This is a genomic window from Streptococcus sp. C300 (genome assembly GCF_000187645.1).
Classification (GTDB): Bacteria; Bacillota; Bacilli; order Lactobacillales; family Streptococcaceae; genus Streptococcus; species Streptococcus oralis_CQ.
Genome location: NZ_GL732468.1, coordinates 23,692 through 31,992, shown reverse-complemented (window position 1 = coordinate 31,992; position 8,301 = coordinate 23,692). Strand labels below are relative to the sequence as shown.

The 8,301-nt window shown below is 38.1% G+C and carries 4 protein-coding genes; all 4 read left to right on the top strand.

Translation table 11 applies throughout. The features are described 5' to 3' along the window. On the top strand, positions 1-4,881 hold a 4,881-nt coding region (locus tag HMPREF0849_RS06455; protein WP_000574814.1), incomplete at its 5' end, for a ZmpA/ZmpB/ZmpC family metallo-endopeptidase. A 74-nt stretch (positions 4,882-4,955) separates the two neighbouring features. Continuing rightward, complete coding sequence (gene pabB / locus HMPREF0849_RS06450) at positions 4,956-6,671, top strand: aminodeoxychorismate synthase component I (protein ID WP_009013658.1); 1,716 nt, start codon at positions 4,956-4,958, stop codon at positions 6,669-6,671. A 118-nt stretch (positions 6,672-6,789) separates the two neighbouring features. Next, positions 6,790-8,115, top strand: a complete 1,326-nt coding sequence (locus HMPREF0849_RS06445) for an N-acetylmuramoyl-L-alanine amidase family protein (protein WP_198002045.1) — start codon at positions 6,790-6,792, stop codon at positions 8,113-8,115. Continuing rightward, a partial coding sequence (locus HMPREF0849_RS10825; protein ID WP_198002044.1) for an Ltp family lipoprotein occupies positions 8,109-8,301 on the top strand: 193 nt, incomplete at its 3' end. The genes HMPREF0849_RS06445 and HMPREF0849_RS10825, both read left to right, overlap by 7 nt.

The following is an 8,301-nucleotide window of genomic DNA, read 5'->3' as shown; positions in this document are numbered from 1 at the left end:
AAAGAGGGAGAATCCTTAGTTCAAGAACCACAGGCGGAATATACAGGTAAGATTGAAGCTAAAGGCACTCAGGAACCAGGCAAAGAGGGAGAGTCCTTAGTTCAAGAGCCACAGTCAGAATATACAGGCAAGATTGAAGCTAAAGGTACTCAGGAGCCAGGCAAAGAGGGAGAGTCCTTAGTTCAAGAACCACAGGCGGAATATACAGGCAAGATTGAAGCTAAAGGTACTCAGGAGCCAGGTAAAGAAGGTGAGTCGGTAGTTCAAGAAAAGTTACCTGAATATAAAGTAACTGAGGGCGCGGTTACGAAAGAAACTACTACGGAGATTGACTATAAGACAGAAATTATCGAAGATCCAACCAAGTATACGGATGAAGAAACTGTCGTCCAAGATGGAGAAAAGGGTAGTCAAATTACCAAAACGACTTATAAGACTATTGAGGGTGTTGAGACTGACCAAGTTTTAAATACAGCTACAACTGTCATCAAAGAACCGGTCACTAAAAAAATAAGTCGTGGTACGAAACCAATTGAAGGAACTCTGGTAGAAGAAAGTCTTGAAAAGATTCCGTTTAAGGAAAAGGTTGAAGAAGATGATCAACTGAAAAAAGGTGAAAGAGTTACTGTCAAAGAAGGAAAAGACGGACAGAAAAAGGTTATAAAGACTTATAAGACAATTAAAGGACTGAAGACTGAAGAAGCACCAAAAGTTGTCGAACAGGTTTTGGAGTTAGATCAAGATCGTGTCGTTAAATTAGGAACTAAAAACTTTGAAAAACCAATTTTAAGTTTGTCGCTTATCGATGTTAAAGATTTAAAACGAACATCTCAAATTCGTTACAATTTGGAAAACCCAAGTAAGGCAACTATAAAATCAATTACCCTAACTCTTAAAAAGGGTGATGAAATTGTCAAAACATTGACTATTTCGCCAGACAACTTAACAGCTAGTCTGACAGATTTGCAGTACTACAAGGATTATAAACTCGAAACCAAAATGGTTTATGACCGTGGTGAGGGTGATGAAGAAGAAGTTCTGAAAGAAGAACCACTAAGAATTGACCTCAAAAAAGTTGAAGTCAAAAATATTAAAGAAACAAGCTTAATAAGTGTTGATACTGATGGTGTTGAAACGGATAGTAGCTTCTTAACTTCTGTTCCAACTGATGTAAAACCATACTATCTAAAAATCGCTACGCATGATAATAAGGTGACCCGTCTTGCTGTGGATAAAATCGAAGAAGTTACTGTCGATGGAAAAACACTATACAAGGTCACTGCTAAAGCTCCTGATCTAGTTCAGCATACTAATGGTAATGAACTCAGTGAAGAATATGTTCATTATTTTGCCAAGCCAAAATCTCACGAAGAGAATGTCTACTACGATTTCAATGAATTGGTAAAAGCAATGCAAGCTAATCGTAAGGGGACGTTTAAGCTTGGTGCAGATTTGAACGCAGCAAATGTTCCAACTCCAAATAAACAATATGTACCAGGTGTATTTAATGGTCATTTAACAAGTGTTGATGGAAAACAGTATACCATTCATAATATCGCTCGACCATTGTTTGAGCGTATTGAAAATGCTTCTGTGAAGAATATCAATCTTGGCAATGTGAATATTAATATGCCTTGGGCAGAAAATATTGCACCTGTTGCAAGAATTGTTAAAAATGCTGTAATCGAAAATGTCAAAGTTACAGGCCATATTATTGCGAAAAATGATCTTGCTGGTGTGGTTAATAAATTAGATGGTGAGGGCGCTAAAGTTAATAATGTTGCTTTCATTGGTAAAATTGATGGTGTTGGGGATAAAGGATGGAATCTTGCTGGTATTGTGGGTGAGATTTGGAAAGGCCATGCGAATAAAACATATGTAGAAGCTGATATTACAGCAACTAAGGCTCGGGCTGCTGGTCTTGCGTCTACTGTTGACAATAGTTCGGACCCTAATGGCATCGGTAAATATGGGACTGTACGAAATTCAGTCGCTAAAGGAACAATTAAAGTTAAATCACCTGTAGATGTTGGAGGTTTCGTCAGCAAGAACTGGGTATGGGGTAAACTTGAAAATAATGTTTCAATGATGAAAGTTGAGAACGGTGAAGAATTCTATGGTTCCAGTGATATTGATTACGATGGGGGATACTTCACGAATAATGCTCTTGAAAGAAACTTTGTTGTAAAAGATGTTAGTGCAGGTAAACATTCGTTCAAATATTCTCGTTCACATAGAATTAGAGAAATTAGTCTCGAAGAAGCTAATACCAAGATTGATGCAATGGGAATCACTGCTGATAAGTTTGAAATTAAACCTCTAATTGAGGACACTCTCAACAATACAAAATCATTAGATGAGACCTATAAAGATACTCAAGATTACAGAATTGACCGTGAGCTTGCTTACCGTAACATTGAAAAACTTCAACCGTTCTACAATAAAGAGTGGATTATCAATCAAGGTAACAAGATTCCAGAAGGATCTAAATTACTAACTACAGAAGTATTGTCTGTAACAGGTATGAAAGATGGTCAATTCGTGACGGACTTATCTGATGCTAGTCACATTATGATTCACTATGCGGATGGTACTAAGGAAGAAAAAGTTGTCACACGTAAAGCTGATTCTCAAGTCCAACAAGTTCGTGAATATAGTATCGAAGGTCTTGGTGACGTCGTTTATACACCGAATATGGTTGTTAAAGATAGAACACAATTAATCAACGATATTAAAGCAAAATTAGCAGGTGTTGAATTGATTTCTCCTGAAGTGCGTGCGTTAATGGACAAACGTGGCAAAGCTGAAGAAAATACTGATGGTCGTAAAGATGGTTATATTAAAAATCTATTCCTTGAAGAAAGCTTTGAAGAAACGAAAGCTAATTTGGATAAATTAGTCAAAGCTTTAGCCGAAAACGAAGACCATCAATTGAATAGTGATGAAGCTGCCATGAAAGCTCTTCTTAAAAAAGTAGAAGACAACAAAGCTAAAATTATGATGGCTCTTACTTATTTAAATCGTTATTATGGATTTAAATACAATGATATGAGCATTAAAGATCTTATGATGTTCAAGCCTGATTTTTATGGTAAGAACGTTAGCGTTATCGATAGATTGATTCAAATTGGTTCACGTGAACATTTCTTGAAAGGGGATCGAACTCAAGATGCTTATCGTGATGTGATTGCGGGAGCAACAGGTAAAGGTAATTTAAATGACTTCTTAACATACAACATGAAACTCTTTACAGAAGATACTGATATGAATGTATGGTATAAGAAAGCTATTTCTCATACTAACTATGTAGTTGAGAAACAATCATCTAACCCTGATTTTGCTAATAAGAAATATCACTTATATGAAAACTTAAATAACAGTGAACATGGTCGATACATTTTACCACTTCTTAATACGAAGAAGGCTCACATGTTCATAATTTCAACGTACAATACGCTAGCGTTTAGTGCATTTGAGAAATATGGTAAGAATACAGAATCTGAACGTGAAGCGTTTAAGAAAGAAATCGATTTACGTGCACAAGAGCAAATTAATTACTTAGACTTCTGGTCAAGACTTGCCGCTGATAATGTACGTAATCAATTGTTGAAATCTGAAAATATGGTTCCATCAGCAATTTGGGATAACCAAGATGTTCCAGGTAATGGATGGGCTGACCGAATGGGTCATAATAAGAATGGTGACTATGCTCCAGTTCGTGAGTTCTATGGACCTACAGGTAAATGGCACGGATATAACGGTATGGGTGCGTATGCTTATATCTTTTCTAACCCACAAAATTCAGAAGCTGTATACTACATCATCTCTAGTATGATTAGTGATTTTGGTACATCTGCATTCACTCACGAAACAACTCACATTAATGACCGTATGGCCTACTTAGGAACATGGCGTCACCGTGAAGGGACAGATATTGAATCATTTGCTCAAGGTATGCTACAATCACCATCTCTTACAAACTATAATGGTGAATATGGTTCACTTGGATTAAATATGGCGTACGAACGTAAAAATGATGGTACACAAATTTATAACTATGATCCTAATATGTTAAGTAGTCGTGAGAAGATTGATCACTACATGAAGAACTATAACGAATCAATGATGATGCTTGATTACTTAGAAGCAGAATCTGTCATCAAGAAAAATACTGGAACTAACGATAAGTGGTTTAAGAAAATCGATAAGAAATATCGCGAAAAAGCGAGCTATAATAAGTTAGAAGGTGCACCACACCAATGGGATTTAGTTCGTGATTTAAATGATGTTGAGAAGAGTATGAAACTGACAGCTATTGATCAACTTGTAGATAACAACTTCGCTACAAAACACGGGCTACCTGGTAATGGTCATTACCGTACTGAAGGATTCGATTCTGCTTATACTGTTGTGAATATGATGACTGGTATTTACGGTGGTAACACAAGTAAGAGTACGGCTGGCTCAATCTCATTCAAACACAATACATTCCGTATGTGGGGCTACTACGGTTACCTTGATGGATTCTTAGGGTATGCATCTAACAAGTATAAACAAGAATCTAAAGCAGCCGGTAATGTAGGTCTAGGTGATGACTTTATCATCCAAAAAGTTTCTAAAGGTAGATTTAATACATTAGAAGAGTGGAAGAAAGAATGGTATAAAGAAGTCAGAGCTAAAGCTGAGAAAGGTTTTGTAGAAATTGAAATTGATGGTCAAAAGATTTCAACATATGAAAAACTTCAAGAGCTATTCGATGCTGCAGTTGAAAAAGACCTTCAAGGTAATAAATTTGATAATACAGTGAATCTTAAATGGAAAGTTTACAAACAACTCTTGCAGAAATCAGACGGATTTACTGGAGATTTATTCACTAAATAGTAGATAGGACTAGTAAAATGAAAAAAGGTAGATCAGCTTTGTCTGTATCTGCCTTTTTGTGCTATACTTAAGATATGCATAGAAAAACAGTGATTGATTTTAGGGCTTTGGGGGAGAGATACACCTTCACTCAGCCTATCAAAGAGTTAAAAACGAGAGATTTATCAGAAGTGGCAGACTTGCTGGCACAAGTGGAAAGCTACCAAGAGCAAGGGTATTATGTGGTGGGCTATGTCAGTTACGAGGCTGCACCTGCATTTGAGGAGAAATTAGCAGTTCATAAAGCTCCTTTACTGGGCGAGTATCTGCTATATTTTACAGTTCATGATAGGGTAGAAACATCGCCTATTCCTCTGACTTATGAGGAAGTAGATCTGCCTTCAAGGTGGCAGGAAGAAACATCTGCAGAGAACTATGAAGAGGCTATTGCCCAGATTCACCATCATTTGCGTCAAGGGGACACCTACCAGGTCAACTACACCGTCCAACTCAAGCAAGACCTAAGTGCCAATCCTTTTGTCATCTACAATCGCATGGTGGTAGAGCAGGAGGCGGGCTACAATGCTTATGTAGAACATGACGAGATGGCAGTGATTTCCATGAGTCCAGAGCTCTTTTTTGAGCAAAATGACCGTGAATTAACGACTCGCCCAATGAAAGGAACAACCCAGCGGGGAGTGACTGACCAAGAAGACCTTGCCCAAGCTAGCTGGCTAGAACAGGATCCTAAAAATCGCTCTGAAAATATGATGATTGTGGATCTTTTGCGCAACGATATGAACCGTATTTCTGAAGTGGGCAGTGAATATGTGGAGCGTCTGTGCCAAGTGGAGCAGTATTCAACTGTTTGGCAGATGACGTCGACCATCAAGAGTCAGTTACGATTGGATGTGGACTTGGTTGCCATTTTTCGCTCTCTCTTTCCTTGTGGATCCATAACGGGAGCTCCGAAAATTGCGACCATGGAAATCATCAAGAACTTGGAGCCACAACCCAGAGGAGTTTACTGTGGAACGATTGGTCTCTTGCTTCCACATGGACGACGAATTTTTAATGTCGCCATTCGGACTATTCAACTTCACAAGAGTCAAGCCATTTATGGAGTTGGAGGAGGGATTACTTGGGATAGCACTTGGGAATCTGAATATCGTGAAGTTCATCAAAAGGCGGCTGTTCTCTATCGTAAACAAGCTTGTTTCAAATTGATTACTACAGGAAGAGTCAGCCAGAAGAGCCTGCTGTTTGAAGAACAACATCTGGAAAGATTGACAAAAGCGAGTCGTTATTTTGCCTATCCTTTTGATCCAGAAGAACTGGGACAAAAGATAGAGGAAGAGTGTCAAGCTTGTGATTCCCACCAAGACTACCGTTTGCGAATTACTATCAGCAAATCTGGAGAGATGGAAGTCAGTCGCCAAGTACTTGAACCCCTTAGTCCAGCTTTCTGCCAGGCTCAACTTTGCCTTCAGGAAGCTGATTTGCAACAAGCATTTACCTACTTCAAAACCACTCACAGACCACACTTGAGCTTAGGGGAACAGGAAATCATTTACCATAATGTAGCAGGAGAGCTATTGGAAACGTCTATCGGGAATCTAGTTCTGAAAATTGCTGGAAAACTCTACACACCACCCATCAGTCAAGGAATTTTACCAGGAATCTACCGCCAGCATTTGTTGGAAACAGGACAGGTAGAGGAAAAAGTCTTGACTGTGCAAGACTTGGACCAAGCGGAAACTATCTATGGCTGTAATGCAGTCAGAGGCTTGTATGAGTTGGAAGTGATATAACTATAGATTTTCAATTAAGTTTTAAATTTATTTGTGAATATTTAATATTTGATTTGAAAGAAAAATAAAGCATATGGTATACTATAGGTATAAATCATTAAAAACAATGGAGATTTTTATGAAAAAATCAAAAAAAATTTTAGTAACCAGCTTAGCAACTGCAACACTGGGACTTATTTCATTTGCAGATACAACTGGAGCCTTTCCTTTTTCGGCTCAGCATGTTTCTGCTCAAGAAAAGGATGCGTCTAAAAATGGTAAGGTTGTAAAAGAGAATACAACTTCGGCGCCAAATCAAGCTGAGAAACCAAAAATACCAGCACAGAAACCAGCACCGAAACCCGCGCCGAAACCCGCGCCAAAACCAGCGCCGAAACCAGCGCCAAAGCCAGAACCAAAACCAGCGCCAAAGCCAGAACCAAAACCAGCACCAAAGCCAGCTGAGAAACCGAAAACACCAGCTCAAAAACCTGCTGAGAAACCTAAAAATACAAGTCCTAAAGAGGATAAGTCCAAATCTACAGCTCAGTCTGGATGGGTAGGCTCATCGTACTATCAAAATGGTACTAAAGTTACTAATAAGTGGATTTTTGATAAAAAAGCTAATTCTTATTTCTATCTAAATGCTTCGGGAAACTATGTCCAAAATGCCTGGGAAGGCAATTACTATCTTAAATCAGATGGCAAGATGGCTAAGAACGAATGGATTTATGATAAGAAGTACTCTGCACATTATTATTTAACAGGAGAAGGCAGCTATGCTCGTAATACATGGGTAGGTAGTTACTATCTAAAATCAGACGGGAAGAGAGCTAAAAATGAATGGATTTATGATACGAAATCGAGTTCATATTTTTATCTAACATCAGAAGGAAGTTCTGCTCGTAACACTTGGGTAGGAAATTACTACCTCAAATCAGATGGAAAGATGGCCAAGAATGAATGGATTTATGATACGAAATCGAGTTCCTATTTTTATCTAACAGGAGAAGGCAGCTACGCACGTAACAAATGGGTAGGTAATTACTATCTAAAATCAAACGGTAAGATGGCCAAAAATGAATGGGTAGATGGTGGCCGGTATTATGTTGATTCTGATGGAAAGATGGTTAAAAGTGACTGGATTTATGATAAAAACTATGGTTCATATTATTATCTAACAGCAGAAGGCAGCTACGCTCGCAACAAATGGATAGGTAAATATTATCTCAAATCAAACGGTAAGATGGCCAAGAATGAATGGGTAGATGGTGGCCGTTACTATGTTGATTCTGAAGGCAAAATGGTAACGAATAAATGGGTAGATGGTGGTCGTTACTATGTAGGATACGATGGTGTATGGCAACCAAAACCGACAGCCGGGAATCCATACTCAGCAGCTTTAAAGAGAGCACAAGGTTATAATGAGATTCATTTGTCAAAAAAAGAATTTATGAGATGTTAATTTTTGAAGGTTTTAATAGTGACACTGCACAATATGCTATCAATCATTTGCAAGCAGACTATAAGGCGAATGCCTTAGCTAAAGCAAGAGATTACCGAAAATATAGCAATCTCTCAAAAACGCAAATTTATGACTGGCTAACTTCTCCTAGTATTGACAAATTTACCAAAGAAGAAGCAAACTATG

What these genes read in the sequence shown, in the direction of transcription:
- pabB (WP_009013658.1), top strand. Translation starts at nt 4,956, where the DNA reads ATGCATAGAAAAACAGTGATTGATTTTAGGGCTTTGGGGGAGAGATAC.
- HMPREF0849_RS06445 (WP_198002045.1), top strand. Translation starts at nt 6,790, where the DNA reads ATGAAAAAATCAAAAAAAATTTTAGTAACCAGCTTAGCAACTGCAACA.